This window comes from Nioella sediminis (genome assembly GCF_001879695.1).
GTDB classification, from domain to species: domain Bacteria; phylum Pseudomonadota; class Alphaproteobacteria; order Rhodobacterales; family Rhodobacteraceae; genus Nioella; species Nioella sediminis.
Window position 1 is genome coordinate 1 of record NZ_MNBL01000050.1, and the last position, 22057, is coordinate 22057.

The following is a 22057-nucleotide window of genomic DNA, read 5'->3' on the forward strand; positions in this document are numbered from 1 at the left end:
ACATGGCGTTTGGCCGCGACAAGGGCCTTTCGGCTGCCATGCTCGATCGGCTGATGCTGGACGAGGCGCGGATCGAGGGCATCGTTAACGGCCTGCGGTCTGTGGCCGATCAGGCCGACCCCGTGGGCGCGGTTATCGCGGAATGGGACATGCCCTCGGGCCTGCATATCCAACGCGTGCGCACGCCGCTTGGCGTCATCGGGGTGATCTACGAAAGCCGCCCGAATGTGACGGCGGATGCGGGCGCGCTGTGCCTCAAGTCGGGCAATGCGGTGATCCTGCGCGGAGGGTCGGAAAGCTTCCACAGCTCCGGCCTGCTGACCGATTGCCTGAAGGATGGTCTGCGCGCGGCGGGTCTGCCCGAGGATGCGGTGCAACTGGTCCCGACGCGGGACCGGGCCGCCGTCAAGGAACTGCTGACCATGACCGACACTGTCGACGTGATCGTGCCGCGCGGGGGCAAGGGGCTCGTGGGACTTGTGCAGCGCGAGGCGCGGGTGCCGGTCTTTGCCCATCTCGAAGGCATCTGCCACGTCTATATCGACAAATCCGCCGACCCGGTGAAGGCGCTCGATGTGGTGCTAAATGCCAAGACCCGCCGCACCGGTATCTGCGGCGCGGCGGAATGCCTGCTGATCCATCGCGATGTTCTGGACACGATCGGGCAGGGCGTGGTGCGCGCGCTTCTGAACGCCGGTGTCGAGGTGCGGGGGGACGAATCCCTGCAATCCATCGAAGGCGTGACGGCGGCGAGCGACGAGGATTACGGCAAGGAATTCCTCGACATGATCATCGCGGCGAAGGTTGTGGACGACATCGACGCGGCCATCGCCCATATCCGGCGCTACGGGTCGAGCCATACGGAAAGCATCCTGACAGAGGATGACGATGCGGCCGCGCGCTTCTTCCAGCGGCTCGACAGCGCGATCCTGATGCGCAATGCCTCGACCCAGTTCGCCGATGGCGGCGAGTTCGGCATGGGCGGAGAGATCGGGATTGCCACCGGCAAGATGCATGCGCGCGGGCCGGTCGGGGCAGAGCAGCTGACCTCGTTCAAATACCTTGTCACGGGCGATGGCGCGACACGCCCGTAAGGTTTACTGACCTATTTCTCGTGAACATCATCAAGCCCGGCCACAATCGTCGGGCTTGACCTTTCTGGTTGACTGAATTTAGGTCAGCCTTACTTCCAGTCCATGAAAGGCCAGCCCATGACCGACGGATCCAACCTGCCCAAGACGCTCGTGCGCCGCATGCCGCTTGAGCCCGGCGTCAGCCGCCCGGTGGTGACGCCGATCCAGCCCTCGGTGGTCTATTCCTCGGAAAGCCCCGACCAGTTGGAAGGCCAGTACGAGGGCAAGGAACATGGCTATACCTACAGCCGTGAGGGCCATCCGAATGCCGATCTGCTGGCCGCCAAGATCGACATGCTGGAAGGCGGGCAGGGGGGCATCATCTGCGCCTCGGGCATGGCGGCTGTCGGCACCGCGCTGATGGGGCTGCTCAACCAGGGCGACCACGTGATCGGGGGCGATCAGCTTTATGGGCGGTCGCTGCGGATGATGACGCAGGATCTGCCGCGCTTTGGCATTGCCACGACGCTGGTCGATACCGGCCATGTTGCGGCCGTCGCCGCCGCGATCCGACCGGAAACCAAGATGATCCTCGTCGAAGTCATGGCCAATCCCACGCTTGCCATCGCGGATATGGAGGGCATCGCCGCGCTCTGCCGTGACAAGGGCATTCTTCTGGCGGTCGACAACACCTTCACCACGCCGACGGCCTATCGTCCTTACGACCACGGCGCCGATATCGTCATCCATTCGGTGACCAAACTGCTGGCCGGGCACGCGGATGTGACGCTTGGCTATGTCTCCGCCCGCGATCCCGAGATCAATGAGAAGTTGAAGGTCTTCTGGATCACCATGGGCGCGACGCCTTCGCCGCACGATTGCTGGCTGGCGGAACGGGGCCTCTACACGTTCGATCTGCGCTATGCGAAGTCGCAGGACAATGCCGCGCTGCTGGCCGACTACCTGTCCACCCTGCCGGGGGTGAAGCGGGTCGTCTACCCGGGCCGGGCCGATCACCCCGACCACGCCCGCGCCGCGCATCTGCTGCGGGGCCAGTTCGGCAACATGGTCAGCTTCGAGATCGAGGGCGGGCGCGCTGCCGCCAATGCCATGATCCGCGCCATGCCCGACATGGCCTTTGCGCCCACGCTTGGCGATGTGGGCACCACGGTCAGCCATTCGGCGACTTCGTCCCACCGGCTGGTGCCTGTCGCGGAGCGCGAAGCCATCGGAATCACGGAGGGCTTTTTCCGGGTATCCGTCGGGATCGAGGATATCGAGATTCTGAAAGCCGATTTCGCGGCGGGATGTGCGGCGGCGGCGGCGGTTGGCTGACTCCGCGCCTGTTGTCGAATCGGGTCGGCAAGCGCTAGGCGGGCCTTGATTCCTTCGGAAGGTTCTCAACATGGCCCGAAACACGCTGTCCGCAGCCCTGAACGCCGTGCCCGACCCGATGCTGTTCATCGGCTCTGGCGGCATGATCGAGCTGAGCAATCCGGCTGGCGAAGCTCTGTTCGGCGTGTGGATCAGGGGGCGCAGCTATGTCACCGCCCTGCGCCAGCCCGCCTTGCTTGGAGAAATCGACCTTGTTCTGCGCGGCAACCGTCCGTCAGAGACCCGCTACATCAAGTCCGACCAGACCGGGGAAACCCAGTTTCGGGTGATGATCTCTCCGATTGCGGAAACGGATGCGGGGCAGGCCGGGGTGATTTTGCATTTCACCGACATCACCCATCTGCGTGAGGCCGAAGAGATGCGCCGCGATTTCGTGGCCAATGTAAGCCATGAACTCCGCTCGCCATTGACGGCTGTTCTGGGATTCGTCGAAACCCTGCGTGGCCCGGCCCGAAATGACGCCGAGGCCCGTGACCGGTTCCTTGAGATCATGGAGCAGCAGGCCCTGCGGATGAACCGTCTGGTGGGGGATTTGCTGTCGCTGTCTCGGGTTGAGGCGGAGGAACGGGTGCGTCCCTCGGATGAGGTGGACCTGCGCGATGTGATTTCGGGCGTGCTGACCACGCTGCGCCCGCAGGCCGAGGATCAGGGCAGCGCGTTGGAGCTGGTGTCCGAGCCGGGTGACTACCGAATCCGGGGCGACCGGGACCAGCTGACGCAGGTTTTCACCAACCTTGCCGAGAATGCGCTGAAATACGGGGGCAAGGGGCGCCCGGTCACGGTACGGATGGAAACCGGCGAGGGCAGAGGGTCCATGCGCGGCCCGGTGGTGCGCGCCGAGGTGATCGACCGGGGCGATGGCATCGACCCGCTGCACCTGCCGCGCCTGACGGAACGGTTCTACCGCATCGATTCACATCGCAGCCGGGAAATGGGAGGCACCGGACTGGGGCTGGCCATCGTCAAGCATATCGTGAACCGCCATCGCGGGCGGTTGCGCATAAGCTCTGAGAAGGGCAAGGGCAGTACATTTACCGTGGTGCTGCCCCGGTAGTCATCCGAACCGGTTGCGCGTGCGGTTTGCAAAGGCGACCAGCGACAGCATGACCGGCACCTCCACCAGAACGCCCACCACCGTGGCCAGCGCGGCACCTGATTGCAGGCCGAAGAGGCTGATGGCCACCGCGACCGCCAGTTCGAAGAAATTCGACGTGCCGATCATGGCGCAGGGGGCGGCAACCCGGTGCGGGACTTTCATGACATATGCCGCGCCATAAGCCAGCGCGAAGATGCCATAGCTTTGCAACAGGATCGGCACCGCGATCAGCGCGATGATCAGCGGCCGGTCCAGGATCGTCTGCCCCTGAAGCGCGAAGAGGATGACGACGGTAACGATCAGCCCCAGAACCGACCAGGGTTTCACCTGCTCCTTGAAAAGTTCAATCGCAGCGGGAGAGCCAAGCCGCGCGCGGGTGATCAGCCCGGCGACCAGCGGCAGCACCACATAAAGCACCACCGACAAAAGCAGCGTCTGCCACGGCACGGCAATGTCGGTGACCCCAAGCAGGAAGGCCACAATCGGGGCGAAGGCGAAGACCATGATCACGTCATTCACGCTGACCTGCACCAGCGTGTAGGTTTCATCGCCCTTGGTCAGCTGCGACCAGACGAAGACCATGGCGGTGCAGGGCGCGGCGCCAAGCAGGATGAGGCCCGCGATGTACTGGCTGGCATCCTCGGGGCTGATCCAGGGCGCGAAGATGGTTTCAAAGAACAGCACGGCAAGGGCCGCCATGGTGAAGGGTTTGATCAGCCAGTTCACGGCAAGGGTGATGATCAGCCCCGTAGGCTGGCGCGCGACGCCCTTCAGCGAGGACGGATCGACGCCCACCATCATCGGATAGACCATCGCCCAGATCAGCACCGCAACCACGAGGTTGACCGAGGCAACCTCCGCCACCGAGACCGCAAAGACCAGCGATGGCGCGACAAGCCCCAGAAAAATTCCGCCCACCATGGCCAAAGCGACCCAGACGGTCAGATAGCGTTCGAAATTACCCATGGGACTGACCTTCCGCTTCTGTTGCGGGCGGTTCTGACGATGATGGCGGTGCTTTGCAAGAGAATCGATTCTGCCCTTGGCTGGAATCACGCGGGGCAGGGTGGCCCTAAGGGTCAGGCCGCTTCAGAAAAACAGGCCAATATTGAATGTAACAACATTTTTTTTCGCGGCATGGAAGGACAAGGCCTTGAATCCATTCATTTATGCCTGCCCGGAAAATCCTGCTCCACCCGCACTGTCATAAAACCGTTACGCATCTGTCACAAAAGCATAGCGCGCCACCGATAGATGGCCCCCTGAGAGCGCGACAGACCGCGTTCCGACAGGAAAACCAAACGGAGAAATCCACCATGTCTTTCGCAAAGCTGACCGTGTCCGCACTCGCGCTGGCCGCCGTGTCTGCCACCGCCGCCGCTGCCCAGGGCCGCGACAACGTCCAGATCGCCGGGTCCTCGACCGTTCTGCCCTACGCCACCATCGTGGCCGAGGCCTTCGGCGAAAACTTCGACTTCCCGACCCCGGTCGTTGAATCGGGTGGTTCCTCCACCGGTCTGCGCCGCTTCTGCGAAGGAGTTGGCGAGAACACCACCGATATCGCAAACTCCTCGCGCTCGATCCGCCCCTCCGAGATCGAAACCTGTGCCGCCAACGGCGTGACCGATATCATCGAAGTTCGCATCGGCTATGACGGCATCGTTTTCGCCTCTGACATCAACGGCAACTCCTTCGAGTTCACCCCCGCCGACTGGTACCTGGCGCTGGCCGCTGAACTGCCCGTCGAAGGTGCCATGGTTGCCAACCCGAACACCAACTGGAACGAAGTCCGTGCAGAGCTTCCCGACCAGGACATCGCGGCCTTCATCCCCGGCACCCGCCACGGCACCCGCGAAGTCTTCGACGAAAACGTGATCCTTCAGGGCTGCGAAGACAGCGGCGCCATGGAAGCGATCATGGAAATCAACGGCGGCGATGAAGATGCAGCCGAAGAGGCCTGCATGGCGATCCGCGGCGACGGCGTGTCGGTCGATATCGATGGCGACTACACCGAGACCCTGGCCCGTATCTCTGCCAACCCCGAAGGCATCGGCGTGTTCGGTCTGAGCTTCTACCAGAACAACACTGCGGTTCTGCAGGTTGCCACCATGAATGGTGTGGTTCCCTCGACCGAATCCATCGCCTCCGGCGAATACCCGGTGTCGCGCCCGCTGTTCTTCTACATCAAGGCAGCACATCTCGACGTGATCCCCGGCCTGCAGGAATACGCGGATTTCTTCATCTCTGACGACATTGCAGGCCCCTGGGGTCCGCTGGCCGCCTACGGCCTGGTGTCCGACCCGGAACTGGCCGAGACTCAGCGCATCGTGCGCGAGCGCGTGACCATGGGCGACATGTAATCGCCTGACCCATCGGCGGGGCGGCCTGATCCATAAGGCCGCCCCGTTTTCTGACTGAACGGATCTGAAAGACCCGATATGCCCCTGATCTGGATCATCCTGGCCGTTCTGGCGCTTGGCGCCGCAGGCTATGTTCTGGGCCGCAAGCGCGCGGTCAGCAGTGCGGGGGGCGATATTCGCATCCTGCATTCCCTGCCCAACTACTACGGCATGAACGTCTTTCTGACTGCTGTCGTGCCCGCGCTTCTGGTGCTGGTGGTCTGGCTTCTGGTGCAACCCGCTGTCATCCAGCGGCAGGTGACGCAACTGATCCCGGACAATGACATCATGGAATCGGGCGAGCTCAGCCTGATCATGTCCGATGTCCGGCGCGTGGCCGATGGCCTGGACCGCGCGTTAGAGCAGGGGGCGTTGAGCCGCGAAGAAGCGCGGATGATCCGCAGCGAATTCACCAATATCCGCGAGACACTTGCCAGTATCGGCGTGGCCCTTGGGGACGATGTGAATGCCGATGTTCTGGCCGCCGCACAGCGCTACCGGACCCTTCAAACCACCGGCAATACCCTGATGACGGCAGCGGTTCTGATCCTTGCCGCGCTCGGCCTTGGCTATGCCTACAGCCGCACCCACAAGGATTTCCGCGCCCGCAACACGGTGGAACGCGCGGTCCTGTCGATCCTGATCCTGGCCTCGACCATCGCCATCCTGACCACGGTCGGCATCGTGCTGTCGATGGTGCTGGAGACGCGGGATTTCTTCCACCTCTACCCGGCGCGTGAATTCTTCTTCGGGACCGAATGGATTCCGTCTTTCGAGGGCGGCTCTCACCTTGGCCTGTTGCCGCTGCTCTGGGGCACGCTCTACATCACTTTCATCGCACTTTTGGTGGCGGTGCCGGTGGGGCTCTTCTCGGCCATCTACCTGGCAGAATATGCAGGCCGCAGGATGCGCGGCATTGCCAAGCCGATGATCGAAGTGCTCGCGGGCATTCCAACCATCGTCTACGGTCTTTTCGCGCTGATCACCGTGGGCCCGATGCTGCGCGACTATTTCGCCGAGCCGCTCGGGTTCGGCACCTCGTCTTCCTCTGTCATGACAGCCGGTATCGTCATGGGGATAATGCTGATCCCCTTCGTGTCGTCGCTGTCTGACGATATCATCAACGCGGTGCCGCAAAGCTTGCGTGACGGCAGCTACGGGCTTGGCGCGACCCAGTCGGAAACCGTGAAACAGGTGATCCTGCCTGCCGCGCTGCCCGGCATTGTCGGCGCGATCCTGCTGGCCGCCAGCCGTGCCATCGGCGAAACCATGATCGTGGTGATGGGGGCAGGGGCGGCGGCGACGCTCAGCCTCAACCCGTTCGAGGCGATGACCACCGTAACCGTGAAAATCGTGGGCCAGCTGACGGGCGACACCGACTTCTCCAGCCCCGAGGCGCTGGTCGCCTTCGCCCTTGGCCTGACGCTCTTCGCCATCACGCTCGGGCTCAATATCCTCGCCCTCTTTATCGTGCGCAAATACCGGGAACAGTACGAATGACCGACGCTTCCACCCCCGTGCCGCCGAAAAGCTCGCTCTACGCGACGTCGGACCGCGTCAAGCGCCGCAATCGCAGCGAAACCCGGTTCCGCGCCTACGGCTTTGCCGCGATCACGGTCGGGGTACTGGCCCTGATCCTGCTGGTGATCTCGATTGTCAGCAACGGTGCCAGCGCCTTTCGCCAGACCTACATCACGATCCCCGTGGAACTGACCGAAGCGCGGCTTGACCCGGCGGGCAACCGCGATCCGGCGGAAATGGCCCGTGTCACGACCTTCGGTTACGCGCCGCTGCTGGCGCAGGCGCTGCAACAGCATCTGCAAGGGCAGGGGATCTCGATGGAGGGTGTCACGCCCCGCGACCTGATGGCGATGATCAGCCAGGAAGCGCCCGCGCAGGTGCGTGCCCTCGTGCTCGCCAATCCCGAGATCGTGGGTCAGACCGTGACGATGGAAATGCTGGCCGGGGGCCGGATCGACGGGTATTTCAAAGGCCGCGTGACGCTGGAAAGCGCCGAACGCGACAGCAATGTCAGCCCCGCGCAACTACTGCTGGCCGAGCGTATGGCCGAGGCTGGACTGATCGAAACCCGCTTCAACTGGGCTTTCATCACCGGGCCGGATGCTTCTGACCAGCGCCCCGAGGCCGCCGGGCTTGGCATCGCGATCCTTGGCTCTTTCTACATGATGATCGTTGTGCTGGTGCTGGCGCTGCCGATTGGCGTGGCGGCCTCAATCTACCTGGAGGAATTCGCACCGCAGAACCGGTTCACCGATGCGATCGAGGTCAATATCTCGAACCTTGCCGCGGTGCCGTCGATCGTGTTCGGCATCCTGGGCCTGGCGATCTTCATCAACTTCGCGGGCCTGCCGCAATCGGCCCCCATCGTGGGTGGTCTGGTGCTGACGCTGATGACCCTGCCTACGATCATCATCGCAACGCGGGCGAGCCTTCGGGCCGTGCCGCCCTCGATCCGCGATGCCGCACTTGGCCTTGGGGCATCGAAGATGCAGTCGGTGTTCCATCACGTCTTGCCGCTGGCCGCGCCGGGCATTCTGACTGGCACCATTATCGGGCTGGCGCAGGCACTTGGGGAAACCGCGCCGCTTCTCTTGATCGGTATGGTGGCCTTCGTCCGCGAATTCCCGGATGCGCCGCCGGAAGGCTTCTTCGACCCGACATCGGCGCTGCCGGTGCAGGTCTATAACTGGACACAGCGTTCGGACCCGGCTTTTGTGGAACGGGCCTCGGGGGCGACAATCGTGCTGCTTGTGTTCCTGCTTTTCATGAATGCGATGGCGGTGATCCTGCGCCGCCGCTTTGAACGCCGCTGGTAGGCCGGGGATGGATGACATGAACGATATGAGATTGGTGGAGCGTGCCGTGGACGATAAAGAGCTGAAGATTGCGGCCGACGGGGTAGACGTGTTCTATGGGGACACGCATGCCATCAAGGCCGTGGATGTGAACATCCTCGACAAGACCGTAACGGCCTTCATCGGGCCCTCCGGCTGCGGGAAATCGACCTTCCTGCGCTGCCTGAACCGGATGAATGACACCATTGATGTCTGTCGCGTGACCGGGAATATCCTGCTCGATGGCGAAGATATCTATCACCCCAAGGTCGACCCGGTGCAGCTGCGCGCCAAGGTGGGGATGGTGTTCCAGAAACCCAACCCGTTTCCGAAGTCGATCTATGACAATGTCTCTTACGGTCCGCGCATCCACGGGCTTGCAAGGAACAAGTCGGAACTCGATGAAATCGTTGAAAAATCCCTGCGCCGCGCGGCACTGTGGGACGAGGTCAAGGACCGTCTGACCGCCCCCGGAACCGGCCTGTCCGGCGGCCAGCAGCAGCGCCTGTGCATCGCGCGGGCCGTGGCCACCAGCCCCGAGGTTCTGCTGATGGACGAACCCTGTTCGGCGCTCGACCCGATTGCAACCGCGCAGGTCGAGGAACTGATCGACGAATTGCGCGAACGGTTCTCGGTGGTGATCGTGACCCACTCGATGCAGCAGGCGGCGCGCGTCAGCCAGAAAACCGCGTTCTTCCATCTTGGGGAACTGGTAGAATTTGGCGACACGAGCCAGATCTTCACCAACCCCAAAGACCCGCGCACCGAATCCTATATCACCGGACGTATCGGTTGAGGAAAGAGCTGTAAGTCATGGAAAACAAATCACATATCGTTGCGTCCTTTGATCGCGACCTGGAGGCGATCCAGGCCCTGATCATGAAGATGGGCGGGTTGGTCGAAGAGGCCATCGTCGATGCTACCACGGCGCTGGAAACCCGCGACGAGGAGCTGGCCCTGAAGGTTCGCAAAGGTGATCGGGCCATCGACGAGATGGAAGAGCGCCTGAACGAAGAAGCCGCGCTGGTGCTTGCCCTGCGCCAGCCGACGGCGGGCGATCTTCGCACGGTTCTGACCGTGTTCCGTCTGGCCGCCAGCCTTGAACGGATTGGCGACTACGCCAAGAACATGGCCAAGCGGGCAGGGGTCATCATGCAGATGCAGCAGATCGACGGCGCCGGCGCCGGTCTGCGCCGCATGGCCCGGCAGGTGGAACTGATGCTGAAAGACGCGCTCGACGCCTATATTCAGCGCGACCCGGACCTGGCCGCCGATGTGCGCGAGCGGGATCTGGAAGTGGACCAGATGTATTCGGCTTTGTTCCGCGAATACCTGACCTTCATGATGGAGGATCCGCGCAACATCACCGCCTGCATGCACCTGCATTTCATGGCCAAGAACATCGAACGGATGGGCGACCACGTGACCACCATCGCCGAGCAGGTGATCTACCTTGTGACCGGTGAATACCCGGATGATGAGCGGGAGAAGGGCGACCGATCCTCGCATGATCTGGGTGTCGAGGAGGAGTGAGCGATGGCTGGCGAGCCCCTTGTTCTGATTGTCGAGGATGAGCCTGCACAACGCGAAGTGCTGGCCTATAACATCCGCGCCGAGGGCTATGCCGTCATGGCCGCGGGGGCAGGGGACGAGGCACTGGTCATGGTACGTGAAACCCCGCCAGACGTGATCGTGTTGGACTGGATGCTGCCCAATGTCTCTGGCATCGAAGTGTGCAGGCAACTCAAGGCCGCAGATGAGACCCGCAAGATCCCGGTGATCATGCTGTCTGCCCGGTCGGAAGAGGTGGACCGGGTGCGCGGTCTGGAAACCGGGGCGGATGACTATGTGGTCAAGCCTTATTCCGTGGCTGAACTACTGGCCCGGCTGCGCACGCAGCTGCGCCGGACGCGACCGGCCTCCGTGGGCGAACATCTGACCTTCGAGGATATCCTGCTGGATATGGAAGAACACCGCGTTTACCGCGCGGGCCAGCAGGTTTCGCTTGGCCCGACGGAGTTCCGGCTTCTGACGGCTTTCATGGAACGGCCGGGCCGCGTCTGGAGCCGCGAGCAGTTGCTCGACCGTGTCTGGGGCCGTGACATCTATGTCGATAGCCGGACGGTCGATGTCCATGTGGGCCGTTTGCGCAAAGCCCTGAAAGCTGCGCATGGCGAGGGGGACCCGATACGGACGGTTCGCGGCGCAGGTTACGCACTTGGCTAAGTGATTGTTTCTTCGGCTTCATCCTGGCAAGATCTGGCCAACCAAATTGGCCAGTAATCATGATTATGTTAATATTTCGACAACCCGGCAACCCGTTGCGTGAACCAGTACCTTCGATTAATCAACACCTTACGACGCATTGTTGAAAACCTAGTTGATACTTGCGCACCGTCCTTGAGCCACCAAGATCACTGGCCCCCGGATACCACTCCGGATAAGCCCAAGCGCAATATCTCTGCAACATCCTGATTTTGCGTAAAATTGTGCCTCGACAGTTTGGATGCGCCGCGCATATCTTGAAAGAGATTTCGGGGACAACGATGCCAAGCAAGACTTTACGCTTTCCATTGCAGGACATGGCGGGACCATGCAAAAGACAAAAGCGCCGTTGTCGCTATGGTGAACCGGCATGAAGCGCCTGCAGCCCTATCTGAAGGCGCGCTCTGTCGAGGAGTTGTGGGAATACCACACCGAGCAGATGGGTGCCTATGGCTTCGATCGCCTCATCTACGCCTATACATGCTTCCAGTCCGCAAAGTCGCTTAGCAACCCCGAAGACGCGCTGATCCTGACGAACTACCCTTCTGACTATATCGAAGCCTATATCGGCCACGGCCTGTACAGGGCTGCTCCGATGATGAAATGGGCGTCCCGCAATGTCGGGTCCATTAGTTGGCGGCATATGTGGGATAAATTCGACGACAGCCCGAACGGCCCTGAACGGCGGGAACTGATGGCGTTGAACAAGAGGTTCGGAATTTCCGCAGGCTATACAATGTCCTTCCCGATGGCGATCAAGCGATCGGCTGCCGGGATCGGGCTGGTGGCCCGCAGCGGCCTGAGCCAGCAAGACGTGGATGCGCTGTGGCAGGACAAGGGTGAAGAACTGGAGATCATCAACCAGGTGGCCCATCTGGCGATCACCCAGCTTCCCGCAACCGGTCAGAGCCGTGTCCTGACACCGCGCCAGTCCGAGGTGCTGGAACTGGTGGCCGATGGCAAATCTGTGCGTGACATTGCCTTGTTGCTTGGCCGCAAGGCCGCGACGGTGGACAAGCATCTGCGCGGCGCGCGGGAGTCTCTTGGCGTTGAAACAACGGCACAGGCAGTGCGCAAAGCCTCGGTCCTGAACCAGATTTTCATCGTCGATCCGGGTGCTCAGACAAGCTGATCGGCGGTATTTGGCCAAAAGGTAAAGGATTCCCTACTTTTCCGGGGCCTGACTTTGCGTCAAGTTAACCCTGTTCCGTGAGTGATGGCTGAGATTTCTTCGGTCAGGAGCATCGGACCGTCAGGAACATTTCCGGCCTGGCGGTCCAGTTCACCCCAAGACCCGGCGGCCATAACCCCGACGTCCTGGGCCGCGCCTGCCCATCCCCATTCCGGCATGCGTGGTGACAAAAAGAAAGCGGTGCTGCCTATTGTCCCTGGCAGCACCGCTTTTTTTCTTTCTGGGTAGGTGGCAGGGGCGCCTCCCAACACCCCTGCCCCTCTTCCAAGGGCCTTAGCCCTGGGCAGCCTTCGCAACCTCGGCTGCGAAGTCTTCTTCTTTCTTCTCGATGCCTTCGCCCACTTCGATGCGGACGAAACCGGTGACGGTTGCGCCAGCCTCGGCCGCGGCGGCACCGACGGTGAGATCGGGGTTGATGACGAACGCCTGGTTCAGAAGGGTCGACTCGGCCACGAATTTCTTCATGCGGCCTTCGATCATCTTCTCGATCACCTGCTCGGGCTTGCCGGATTCACGGGCGATGTCGATCTGGATCTGGCGTTCTTTTTCAACAACGGCCGGGTCCATGTCGTCTTCGTTCAGGGCTGCGGGATTGACAGCAGCGATATGCATCGCGACCTGCTTGCCAAGCGCCTCATCGCCACCGGTCATCGCGACCAGAACGCCGATCTTGCCCATGCCGGGCGCGGCTGCGTTGTGGACATAGGTCACAACGGTGTCGCCTTCCAGGCGTGCCATGCGGCGCAGGGTCATGTTCTCGCCGATGGTGGCGATCTTGTCGGTCAGCGTGTCGGCAACGGTCTTGCCACCCAGATCGGCGGCGGCCAGTGCCTCGATATCCGCGACACCGGTCGCGGCATTGGCGATGTCGCCCACCATTTTCTGGAACTCGGCGTTCTTGCCGACGAAGTCGGTTTCCGAGTTCACTTCGACGGCGACGCCAACACCACCGTCAACAGCGACGGCCACCAGGCCCTCGGCGGCGATGCGGCCGGATTTCTTGGCGGCTTTCGCCAGACCCTTGGTGCGCAGCCAATCAACGGCGGCGTCGAAATCGCCATTGGTTTCGACAAGTGCCTTCTTGGCGTCCATCATGCCTGCGGCGGTGGCTTCGCGCAGCTCTTTGACCATTGCAGCGGTAATTGCCATCGGTCTGCTCCTTTATTCGGGATATGGGGTGGACCGGCCCATAGCCGGTCCATGTATCAGATGCGTGACGGCGATCAGCCTTCAGCGGCTTCCTCGGCGGGGGCATCGGCGGCGATGGCCTCTTCGATGTTGCCCTCTTCCAGTGCGCCCAGGTCAACGCCTGCGCCTTCCATCTGGGCGGTCATGCCGTCCAGGGCCGCGCGGGAGACCAGATCGCAATAGAGCGAGATGGCGCGCGCCGCGTCGTCATTGCCGGGGATGATGTAATCCACGCCATCGGGCGAGCAGTTGGTGTCGACCACGGCCACGACCGGGATGCCCAGTTTCTTGGCTTCCGCGATGGCTAGGTCTTCTTTCTTGACGTCGATGACGAAGATCAGGTCGGGCAGGCCGCCCATTTCACGGATGCCGCCGAGCGAAGCCTGAAGCTTCGCCTGGTCGCGTTCCATGCCAAGACGTTCTTTCTTGGTCAGACCTTCCAGACCGTTTTCCATCGCCTCGTCGATCTGCTTCAGACGAGAGATCGAGTTCGACACGGTTTTCCAGTTGGTCAGCGTGCCGCCAAGCCAGCGGTGGTTCATGTAGTACTGCGCGCAACGCTCTGCCGCTTCGGCGACGGGCTTTTGTGCCTGACGCTTGGTGCCGACGAACAGGATGCTGCCGCCCTTGGCAACGGTTTCGCGCACGACCTGCAGCGCCTGGTCCAGCATCGGGACGGTCTGGGTCAGGTCGAGAATGTGGATGCCGTTACGCTCGCCATAGATGAACTCGCCCATGCGGGGGTTCCAGCGTTGCGTCTGGTGGCCGAAGTGAACGCCAGCTTCAAGCAGCTGACGCATGGTGAAATCAGGAAGCGCCATGTCCTAGTATCCTTTTCCGGTTTGCGCCTTGGCAGAGGTTTAGGGACTGAACCCAACCGGTGGACCGTTCAGGGATGTCTCCCCCGAGGGCCCGCCTCTGCCTGTGAAGTAAGCGCGCCATTAAGGCAGAGCCGGGGGGAATGCAACCCCCCTGCCCCATCAGACCGCGAAATCGGGGCAAGAAGGCGCGTCAGGCGTCTTCGGTGCGGCGATCCGGGTCCGCTTCGGGTGCATGGGGCCTGTCCAGCAGAGTGGCAGCCGTGCCTTCTACCTCCACAGCCTCGGCCTCGTCCGGAACCCGGTCACCATCCTTGTCGCCGGTGCTCGGGTAAACCAGCCCTGCCGAGATCACCAGTTTCGCGGCGTCCTCGACCGACATCTTCAGGATCTGCACATCTTCCTTGGGCACGAACAGCAGAAAGCCCGAGGTCGGGTTCGGCGTGGTCGGCAGGAAGACCGAGATCATGTGCTTTTCATGGCTGTCCGCAATCTCGCCCTTCGCATCGGTCGAGATGAAGGCGATCGCCCAGATGCCCTTGCGCGGATATTCCACCAGGCAGGCCTTGTCGAAAGACCCCTTGGATTGCGCCAGCACGGTTTCGGTGATCTGCTTCAGACCCGAATAGAGCGACCGCACACCGGGAATCGACAGGACCACGCTTTCCGAGGTGCGGATCAGCGACCGCCCGATCAGCCCCTTCGCGATCCAGCCCACGATGATCGTGAACAGAAGGAACATGCCCACACCGATGCCGCGAATATCGACGTCGATGTTGAAATATTCCCGGATCAGGATGGCGGGATTATAGGCATTGGGCAGGAACGGCAGCACCCAGGAATCGATCCAGCCAATGATCGACCAGATCAGCCAGGCTGTCAGGCCAATGGGCGCGATCACCACGAGGCCGGTCAGAAAACTGGCCTGTAGCGAGGATATCCAGCCGCGCCGTGGCGGCGGTGGCGGTTCGGGCAATTCCATTCTTGCCGGTCGTCCCTGTTAAACTCTCTTCCCTGTTACTAAGGGCGCGTTTCACGCCAAACAAGAGAGTGTCTTCAATCCTGCGCGACCATGGCGCAGGCAATTGCCGATGCAAGGCGGGCATTGTTCAGAACAAGGGCGATATTGGCCGTCAGAGACCGTCCTTCGGTCAGTTCGAATAGCCGCTGCAACAGGAAGGGTGTCACCGATTTGCCGCTGATCCCATGTGCATCGGCCTCAGCCTGGGCCTGCGCGATGATGGGGGCGAGGGTTTCGGCGGCGATCTCGTCGGATTCGGGAATCGGGTTCGCCACCAGTTGCCCCCCCGGCAAACCAAGCCGCCCGCGCATCATCGCAGAGGCGGCGATGTCCTCGGCCCTGTTCATCCTCAGCGGGGCGCTCAGGCCGGACTTGCGCGACCAGAAGGCCGGGAAATCGTCCTGTCCGAAGGCAATGACAGGCACGCCTTGCGTTTCCAGAACCTCCAGCGTCTTGGGGATGTCGAGTATGGCCTTGGCGCCAGCGGCCACGACCGTCACGGGGGTTTGCGCCAGTTCCATCAGGTCGGCAGAGATATCGAAACTGTCCTCCGCCCCCTTGTGAACGCCCCCAATTCCACCCGTGGCAAAGACGCCTATTCCCGCCAGATGTGCCGCGATCATCGTTGCGGCCACGGTGGTCGCCCCGGTCCGGCCCGTGGCCAGAGCCACCGCAAGATCGGCGCGGCTGAGCTTCATCACGTTTTTGGCCTGCGCCAGCGCCTCCAGCTCCGTACTCGTCAGGCCCACATGCAAGCGTCCCTCAAGGATCGCAATCGTGGCAGGCAACGCCCCGGCGGCGCGCACCTCGTCCTCGACCTGGCGGGCGGTCTCCAGGTTCTGCGGGTAGGGCATGCCATGGGTGATGATGGTGCTTTCCAGCGCCACGATCGGGGCATTGGTGGCGCGGGCCTCGGCCACTTCGGGCGAGAGGGTCAGATAATCAGGTGTCATGGGCTATCCGGCAACATATGTGGCGGCGGTCGTCAGCGCGTGGGCCAGTGCGACCTCGGGCGTGTCACCGCGGATTTCAGCGGCGATATGGGCCGCCATGAACGTGTCCCCGGCCCCGGTGATCCGGCGCGGGGTGATCTGCGGGGGCGCGAGCGAGAGGGTTCGATCAGGCGTCGCATCCACGGCCAGCCTGCCGCCATCGGTGACCAGCACCCGGCGCGCACCGGCGGCCAACAGCGCCTCGGCCCCGGTTTCGGCGCACCCGGTCGGGGCGCCTGAAATCAGCCCGGCCTCCTCGGCATTCACATAGATCGTGGCACCGGGATGGGACAGGAAGGGCCGCAGCCTTTCGGCCTTCCCGGGCGAGGCCGGGGCAAGCCGCAGATCAGCATGGGCGAACAGCGGGCTCTGCGCAATCCGGGTCAAAAGCTCAACCGTCAGGTTCCCGTCAATCGCCATCGGCCCCACCCATGGATCCTCGGCAGAGGCCAACCCGCCGTTTTCCAACGGCTCCAGAATCCGCGCGCCTGCGGTTTCCAGCGAATGCGCATCGGCAAGTGCCGCCAGCAGCGTCCCCTGCGCTTCGATGGCCATGTATTGATCGGTCGGCAGATCGTGATCGACCAGCACATGGTCCACCTCGATCCCCATACGCGCGCATTCCACCAGCAGCGCGGTGCCCGCCGCATCGTCGCCGACAACGCTCAGCAGCGAGGGCCGCAGCCCCTGCCCCACAAGCGTCATGGCAATATTCAGCGCCACCCCGCCAGGCAGGCGGGTGATGCGGCCGGGTTTGTCGTTCCCGGCCGCCATTGGCAGATCGGTGCGTCCGATGATGTCCCACAGGACGGACCCGATGCACAGGATGTCAGGGCGTTCTCTCATGCGCGCTCTCTAGGCGGGCCAGCCCGCGCCGTCCATGCCTTTCATCTTGGCAAAAATACCTCGGGGGGTCCGGGGGGCAGCGCCCCCCGGCGGATCGGCGTGGGCCAAAGCCGCGGCGAAACCGCTCATTCTTCCTCGTACCACCAGACATCGGGCTGGAACCCCAACCAGTCGCCATAGATGGGCAGAGTTTCGGGAAAATGCAGCTCGCGCACATGGGCGATGCGGCTGACCGGAGAATACCAGATCGGGATGACATAACGGCCAGAGGTCAGCACCCGGTCGAGCGCCCGCACGGCGGCACGATAGTCATCCTGGCTCTCTGCCGTCAGCATCTCGCCCACCATCGCCTCGATGGCCGGGTTGCAGACCCCCATCAGGTTGCGGCTGCCCTCCACATCGACCATGTCGCAGCCCCAATAGAGATACTGCTCATTGCCGGGCGACAACGACACGCCGCGCGCGAACCAGGTCATGTCGAAATCATAGGCGTCCGTGCGTTCCCGATACTGGGCGCTGTCGATGGTCGTCACCGTTGGCGTGATCCCGAGGCGAGACAGCGATTCCACGTAGATATTGATGATCGCCTGATTCTCGGCCGATCCCTGGCTCAGCACGATCTCGAAGGTGAAAGGCTGCCCGTCGGCCCCGGTCATGACGCCCTCCTGCACGGAATAGCCCGCCTCCTCCATCAGCCCCATGGCGGCACGGATGCCCGCCCGGTTGGCCTCGCGCCCATCCGAGACCGGGAACTCATAGCCCTCCAGCGCACCGGGCAGCAGGTCGCCCGCGAAAGGCTCCAGCAGTTCCAGCACCCGGCCCGTCGCCGCACCCGGCTCCATCCCGAGGATCGAGTTGGAGAAATACGACGTGATACGCGGCGCCAGCCCGCCATTCTGGGTCTGGTTTATGAATTCGTAGTTGAAGGCCTGGATCATCGCCTCGCGCACGCGCCAATCCTCGAACTGCGGCGAACGGGTGTTCATCACGAAGCCCCACATCCCCGTGGGCCGTTCATGCGGCACCTCCGACAGCACGACCTCACCCGATTGGACCCTAGGAAAATCGTAGTTGGTTTCCCAGTCGGCCGCATTGGTTTCGCGGATCGTGGTGATCTCGCCGGCTACGAAGGCCTCCCACATGGCGGTGCCGTCGCCGAAGAATTCCAGCCGGATCTCGTCGATCACATTGGTGCCCCGACGGAACGGCAGGTCAGCGCCCCAGTAATCGGGGTTGCGACGCAGCGACACGAAGCGCCCGGCCTCGAAATCGTCGATGACATATGGCGCGCTTGAGATCGGGATCGCGTCGATCCCGCTTTCGGTGAAATCACGCCCCTCCCATTGTGCCGCCTGAAGGATTGGCCGCATCCCCATGATCAGCGCCAGTTCCCGGTCCGGTTCGCTGAAGCTGATCCGAACGCCGCGCTCTCCCACGGCCTCGATGCTGCTCACCCGGTTCCACGCGTTCAGGTATCGCGGATGCCCCTCGGTGCCGAGCGTCTCATAGGACCAGATCACATCTTCCACGGTCACCGGGCTGCCGTCCGAGAACCGGGCCTCGGGACGCAGTTGAAACTCGACCCAGGCCCCGCCTTCGCCGACCTCAACCGATTCGGCCAAAAGGCCGTAGAGCGTGAACGGTTCGTCCCATGATCGGCCCATAAGCGACTCATAAGCCAGGAACCGCAACTGCCACGGGGTCGATCCTGCGCGGATATGCGGGTTGAGGCTGTCGAAGCTGCCGACCTCTCCGGTCACGATTCGCCCGCCTGTGGGGGCATCGGGGTTGGCATAGGGCAGATGCGCAAAATCTGGGGGCAAAGCGGGGTCGCCATACATAGCGATGCCATAGGACGGCTCTGCCGCGGCCCCGCCTGACAGAATCGCCATGACCCCGAAAACCGATGCAATCTGTCTGAAACAATTCCTGCTCATCTGTAAACAATCCCCTCGATGCCTTGTTTGCTTATCCATGACGCTACTCTTCCCTGAATTGCGTTTCAAACTTTTCGGTTGGACTCTGAGCAAGTGATTGCTTATAAAGGATGCACTGCTCGATAGGTTTCTTGCCTGTATGAAACCTGCCTCAATAACTTAACGCCGGCTTCGTGCCGGCGTTTTTTTTTGGTCCGGCTGCGCGGCTTTTGCCTCTGTCCATACTGCAAGTGCAGCATTACGGTGCTGACAAATCGTAAAGGACAGGAGCCTCCGATGGCCATTACCACTTCGCTTGCCGGAAAAACCGCCGTGATCACCGGATCCAACTCAGGAATCGGTTTGGGAATCGCCCGTGAACTGGCCCGCGCCGGGGCGGATGTCGTGCTGAACTCCTTCACGGACCGCGACGAAGATCATGCCATCGCGGCAGAGATCGCCGCGGAACACGGCGTCACGGCCCGCTATATCAAGGCGGACATGTCCAAGGGGGATGAGTGCCGCGCGCTGATCGAACAGGCCGGGGCCTGCGATATCCTGATCAACAATGCGGGCATCCAGCATGTCGAAGCCATCGACAAGTTCCCGGTCGAGAAATGGGATGCGATCATCGCGATCAATCTCAGCTCCGCCTTCCACACCACCGCTGCCGCCCTGCCGATGATGCGCGCCGCCGGTTGGGGACGGGTGATCAATATCGCCTCGGCCCATGGCCTGACCGCGAGCCCCTTTAAGTCCGCCTATATCGCCGCGAAGCACGGCATTGTCGGCCTGACCAAGACCACGGCGCTGGAAACGGCGGAGGAGCCGATCACGGCCAACGCAATCTGCCCCGGCTACGTGCTGACCCCGCTCGTTGAGGCGCAGATCCCCGACCAGATGAAGGCCCATAACATGGACCGCGACACGGTGGTGCGCGAGGTCATGCTGCTGCGCCAGCCGTCCCGCGAGTTTGCCACCGTCGAACAGATGGGCGGCACGGCGGCCTTCCTCTGCTCCGACGCGGCCGCCCAGATCACCGGCACCACGATCAGCGTCGATGGCGGCTGGACGGCCCTCTGAGTCCCCCGCGTTAGCCCCACATTAAGGTTAACGCGCCCCCCTGCCCCTTCTTCTTGGTGAAAATACTCCCGCCGGAGGCGTCCCGACAATGCCACAGGTCAAACCCCGGATATGACACCCAAACGCATCAACCTCGCCCTGCAAGGTGGCGGCGCTCATGGGGCCTTCACCTGGGGTGTCCTCGACCGGCTGCTGCAGGAGCCCGGCATCGAGATCGCCGCCATCTCCGGCACCTCGGCTGGCGCGCTGAATGGTGCGGCGGTCAAGGCGGGGCTCAGCCAGGGCAGTCGCGATCTGGCGCGCGAGAACCTCGCCTGGCTGTGGGAGCAGATGGGGGCGATCACGGATGAGCGATTCAGTGCCTGGCTCGGGGCCATTTCCCCGCTGGCCATCAGTCACTGGATCGAGACCTCGCTGCCCTTCGCAATCGGTGACGCGGTCAGTCGCATGGTCAGCCCCTATAATTACGGGCCGTTCTTCGGCAATCCGCTGTCCCCGATCGTCGATAAGTTCCACTACGAGAACATCTGTTGTGCGGAGGGGCCGGTGTTCTTCGTCTGTGCCACCAATGTGCGGACCGGCAAGATCCGGGTCTTCGGCGGCGATGAGATCGGCACCAGGCCGCTTCTGGCCTCCGCCTGCCTGCCGACACTGTTCAAGGCGGTGGAGATCGAGGATCGCGAAACCGGCCAGAGCGAGGCCTATTGGGACGGGGGCTATACCGGAAATCCTGCCCTTTTCCCGCTCTTTGAACCGCATCTTCCGGACGACATCCTGATCGTAAATATCAACCCGCTGATCCGCCACCGGGTTCCAACAACCGCGCGGGAGATTCAGAACCGGGTGAACGAGGTCAGCTTCAATGCCTCGCTTCTGAGCGAACTGCGCGCCATTCGTTTCGTACAGCGACTGCTGGCGGATGGGTCGCTCGCCCCAGGCAGCATGAAACACGTGCTGGTTCACATGATATCGGACGACGCGCTGATGCGGCAGCTTTCGGTGGCCACAAAGGTCGTGCCGGTTCCGCAGGTGCTGCACCAGCTGTTCGAGGCCGGGTTTGCGGCCTGCGATGCCTTTCTCGCCGAGCATGGGGACCGCATCGGGCAGGAGAGCAGCGCCGATCTTGCGGCGATGTTCGACTGACTACCAACCCGATGCGCGGCTTGTCAGGGCGGGAGCGAGGGGCCAGCCCCTCGCGCTCCCCGAGGTATTTTTGCCAAGCTGAAAGGGGCGCCGACAACTTTAGTCAAATGAGAGGGAAAAGGGTTATCCCAAGCAGGTCACCCAGAGGATCGTCGCATCCTCGGCGCTGACCGAGATCACGTTATGCCCCATGGTGGCGTCGTAATAGGCGCTGTCACCGCGGCGCATGTTCACCGGGGCGTAGAATTCCGTGATCAGCTGGATCTCTCCGGTCAACACGTAAAGGAATTCTTCGCCTTCATGGCGCACCCACCCGTCAAACTCCTCGAAGCTGCGGGCGCGGATGCGGGCGCGGTAGGGCAGCATGGCCTTCTGGGTCAGCTGCGGGGCCAGCATCTCGTGTTCGTAAGTGGCGGTCGGGTGCGGCTCACCGGCGCCGGTCTGGGTCACGGCAAGGCGGCCGTTGACCTTGGGGTTCACCGTGGGCGTAAAGAGCTGCGGCACCGAGATATCCAGCCCGTCCGCCAGTTTCTTCAGCGCGTCATAGGTGGGCGACATCTGGCCGTTTTCGATCTTGGACAGTGTCGAGCGCGCCAACCCGGCCTTCTGGGCCGCCTGTTCCAGAGTCCATTCCCGCTGCTTGCGCAGCTCGCGCACACGAATGGCGAGGTCCACCGGTTGCGGGCGATCCTGCGTGCCGCTTTCGCGGGCAAGGCGGATCAGGCTGGGTTCGTCAGAAAAATCCATGCCTGCGCATGTAGCCCGCGGCACCGGG

General features: G+C 62.5%; 20 protein-coding genes. 12 read left to right on the forward strand and 8 right to left on the reverse strand.

All coding sequences use genetic code 11. The annotated features are described in order from the left end of the window. The 3 genes from BKY26_RS08000 to BKY26_RS08010 all read left to right on the forward strand — a co-directional run. On the forward strand, nt 1-1094 hold a 1094-nt coding region (locus BKY26_RS08000; RefSeq protein ID WP_071689878.1), incomplete at its 5' end, for a glutamate-5-semialdehyde dehydrogenase. A 117-nt stretch (nt 1095-1211) separates the two neighbouring features. Further along, a complete protein-coding gene (locus tag BKY26_RS08005; protein WP_071689879.1) occupies nt 1212-2408 on the forward strand; it encodes a trans-sulfuration enzyme family protein in 1197 nt (398 codons plus the stop codon). Nucleotides 2409-2478: 70 nt separating this feature from the next. Next, entirely contained in the window at nt 2479-3522 is a 1044-nt protein-coding gene (locus BKY26_RS08010) for an ATP-binding protein (protein WP_071689880.1), read from the forward strand. On the opposite strand, the gene arsB is transcribed toward BKY26_RS08010, so the two are convergent. Beyond that, nucleotides 3523-4530, reverse strand: a complete 1008-nt coding sequence (gene arsB, locus BKY26_RS08015; RefSeq protein WP_071689881.1) for an ACR3 family arsenite efflux transporter — start codon at nt 4528-4530, stop codon at nt 3523-3525. Nucleotides 4531-4880: 350 nt separating this feature from the next. On the opposite strand from arsB, the gene BKY26_RS08020 reads away from it, so the two are divergent. The 7 genes from BKY26_RS08020 to BKY26_RS08050 all read left to right on the forward strand — a co-directional run bounded on the left by BKY26_RS08020 (nt 4881) and on the right by BKY26_RS08050 (nt 12215). Next, nucleotides 4881-5924, forward strand: a complete 1044-nt coding sequence (locus BKY26_RS08020; protein ID WP_071689882.1) for a substrate-binding domain-containing protein — start codon at nt 4881-4883, stop codon at nt 5922-5924. A gap of 78 nt (nt 5925-6002) precedes the next feature. Next, complete coding sequence (gene pstC / locus BKY26_RS08025; RefSeq protein WP_071689883.1) at nt 6003-7463, forward strand: phosphate ABC transporter permease subunit PstC; 1461 nt, start codon at nt 6003-6005, stop codon at nt 7461-7463. Then, on the forward strand, nt 7460-8800 hold the full coding sequence (gene pstA / locus BKY26_RS08030) for a phosphate ABC transporter permease PstA (protein WP_071689884.1): 1341 nt from the start codon (nt 7460-7462) through the stop codon (nt 8798-8800). The genes pstC and pstA overlap by 4 nt, the downstream gene beginning before the upstream one ends. Nucleotides 8801-8816: 16 nt before the next feature. Then, nucleotides 8817-9614: a phosphate ABC transporter ATP-binding protein PstB gene (gene pstB, locus BKY26_RS08035; RefSeq protein ID WP_071689908.1), complete on the forward strand. Its 798-nt coding sequence runs from the start codon at nt 8817-8819 to the stop codon at nt 9612-9614. A 17-nt stretch (nt 9615-9631) separates the two neighbouring features. Then, nucleotides 9632-10351: a phosphate signaling complex protein PhoU gene (gene phoU / locus BKY26_RS08040; protein ID WP_071689885.1), complete on the forward strand. Its 720-nt coding sequence runs from the start codon at nt 9632-9634 to the stop codon at nt 10349-10351. Nucleotides 10352-10354: 3 nt separating this feature from the next. Beyond that, complete coding sequence (gene phoB, locus BKY26_RS08045) at nt 10355-11044, forward strand: phosphate regulon transcriptional regulator PhoB (RefSeq protein WP_071689886.1); 690 nt, start codon at nt 10355-10357, stop codon at nt 11042-11044. Nucleotides 11045-11453: 409 nt separating this feature from the next. Next, the gene (locus tag BKY26_RS08050) at nt 11454-12215 is read left to right on the forward strand and encodes a LuxR family transcriptional regulator (RefSeq protein WP_071689887.1); all 762 of its coding nucleotides are present in this window, start codon (nt 11454-11456) and stop codon (nt 12213-12215) included. Nucleotides 12216-12548: 333 nt separating this feature from the next. Here the strand turns inward: BKY26_RS08050 and tsf are convergent, their stop codons facing one another. From tsf to BKY26_RS08080, 6 genes are all read right to left on the reverse strand, one after another. Next, nucleotides 12549-13424 carry a translation elongation factor Ts gene (gene tsf, locus BKY26_RS08055; RefSeq protein ID WP_071689888.1) on the reverse strand — a complete coding sequence of 292 codons (876 nt, stop codon included), beginning with the start codon at nt 13422-13424 and terminating at the stop codon, nt 12549-12551. Between the two features lie 74 nt (nt 13425-13498). Beyond that, complete coding sequence (gene rpsB / locus BKY26_RS08060; protein ID WP_071689889.1) at nt 13499-14284, reverse strand: 30S ribosomal protein S2; 786 nt, start codon at nt 14282-14284, stop codon at nt 13499-13501. A 190-nt stretch (nt 14285-14474) separates the two neighbouring features. Beyond that, on the reverse strand, nt 14475-15263 hold the full coding sequence (locus BKY26_RS08065) for a DUF502 domain-containing protein (RefSeq protein ID WP_071689890.1): 789 nt from the start codon (nt 15261-15263) through the stop codon (nt 14475-14477). Nucleotides 15264-15337: 74 nt separating this feature from the next. Further along, entirely contained in the window at nt 15338-16255 is a 918-nt protein-coding gene (locus BKY26_RS20485; RefSeq protein ID WP_071689891.1) for a pseudouridine-5'-phosphate glycosidase, read from the reverse strand. A 3-nt stretch (nt 16256-16258) separates the two neighbouring features. Further along, nucleotides 16259-17140, reverse strand: a complete 882-nt coding sequence (locus tag BKY26_RS20490; RefSeq protein ID WP_071689892.1) for a PfkB family carbohydrate kinase — start codon at nt 17138-17140, stop codon at nt 16259-16261. A 125-nt stretch (nt 17141-17265) separates the two neighbouring features. Beyond that, on the reverse strand, nt 17266-19032 hold the full coding sequence (locus tag BKY26_RS08080; RefSeq protein ID WP_227434964.1) for an extracellular solute-binding protein: 1767 nt from the start codon (nt 19030-19032) through the stop codon (nt 17266-17268). A 321-nt stretch (nt 19033-19353) separates the two neighbouring features. Between BKY26_RS08080 and BKY26_RS08085 the strand changes: the two genes are divergently transcribed. Both BKY26_RS08085 and BKY26_RS08090 read left to right on the forward strand, forming a co-directional pair. After that, complete coding sequence (locus BKY26_RS08085; RefSeq protein WP_071689894.1) at nt 19354-20139, forward strand: 3-hydroxybutyrate dehydrogenase; 786 nt, start codon at nt 19354-19356, stop codon at nt 20137-20139. Between the two features lie 111 nt (nt 20140-20250). Next, a complete protein-coding gene (locus BKY26_RS08090) occupies nt 20251-21282 on the forward strand; it encodes a patatin-like phospholipase family protein (protein ID WP_071689895.1) in 1032 nt (343 codons plus the stop codon). A 123-nt stretch (nt 21283-21405) separates the two neighbouring features. Here the strand turns inward: BKY26_RS08090 and BKY26_RS08095 are convergent, their stop codons facing one another. After that, on the reverse strand, nt 21406-22029 hold the full coding sequence (locus tag BKY26_RS08095) for a helix-turn-helix domain-containing protein (RefSeq protein WP_071689896.1): 624 nt from the start codon (nt 22027-22029) through the stop codon (nt 21406-21408). Nucleotides 22030-22057: the final 28 nt, after the last annotated feature.